The following is a 783-nucleotide window of genomic DNA, read 5'->3' on the forward strand; positions in this document are numbered from 1 at the left end:
TCGGCGAGCAGCTGTGCCACCGCCGGGCCGACCTCGGCCGCCGCCCAGCGCGCGCCGCGATCGACGCTCGGGCCTGTGCGCCAGCCTTCGGCAACCGCGATCATCCCGCCCGCGACCTCGAACACCTGGCCCGTCACGTCGGCCGACTGCGCACTGCCGAGCCACACGACCAGCGGCGCAACGTTGGCCGGATCGAAATAGTCGAAGCCGCCGTCCTCGGGCTTCTTCATCATGTCGGCAAACACGCCTTCGGTCATCGACGTGCGCGCGGCCGGTGCGAGCGCATTCACGCGCACGCCGTAGCGCTGCAGCTCGGCCGCCTGCATCAGCGTGAGCGCGGCGATCCCGGCCTTGGCCGCGCCGTAGTTCGACTGGCCGATCGAGCCTTGCAGCCCGGCGCCCGAACTCGTGTTGACGATCCGCGCGTCGATCGCGTGGCCGGCCTTCGCCGCATCGCGCCACACCCGTGCCAGCACGCTCGACAGGCAGAAGTGGCCGCGCAGGTGCACGCGCATCACGTCGTCCCAGTCGGTTTCGGTCATGCTCGTGAACATCTTGTCGCGGCAGATGCCTGCGTTGTTGACGAGCACGTGCACGTCGCCGAATGCTTCGCGTGCCGCGTCGACGATCCGCTGTGCGGTGTCGACCTGCGTGATGTCGTCCGCATTCGCAAGCGCGCGGCCGCCGCGCCGCGCGATCTCGTCGACGACCGCTTGCGCGGCGTCGTGCCGGATGTCGTTGACGACGACCGCCGCGCCTTCGGCCGCGAACGCGAGCGCGTAT

1 protein-coding gene is annotated in these 783 nt (G+C 70.4%); it reads right to left on the bottom strand.

Annotated elements, in window-relative coordinates; genetic code table 11:
• On the bottom strand, window positions 1-783 hold a 783-nt coding region (locus G3N99_RS41450; protein ID WP_206125338.1), incomplete at both ends, for an SDR family oxidoreductase.

This window comes from Burkholderia sp. Ac-20392, assembly GCF_017104585.1.
GTDB lineage: Bacteria > Pseudomonadota > Gammaproteobacteria > Burkholderiales > Burkholderiaceae > Burkholderia > Burkholderia lata.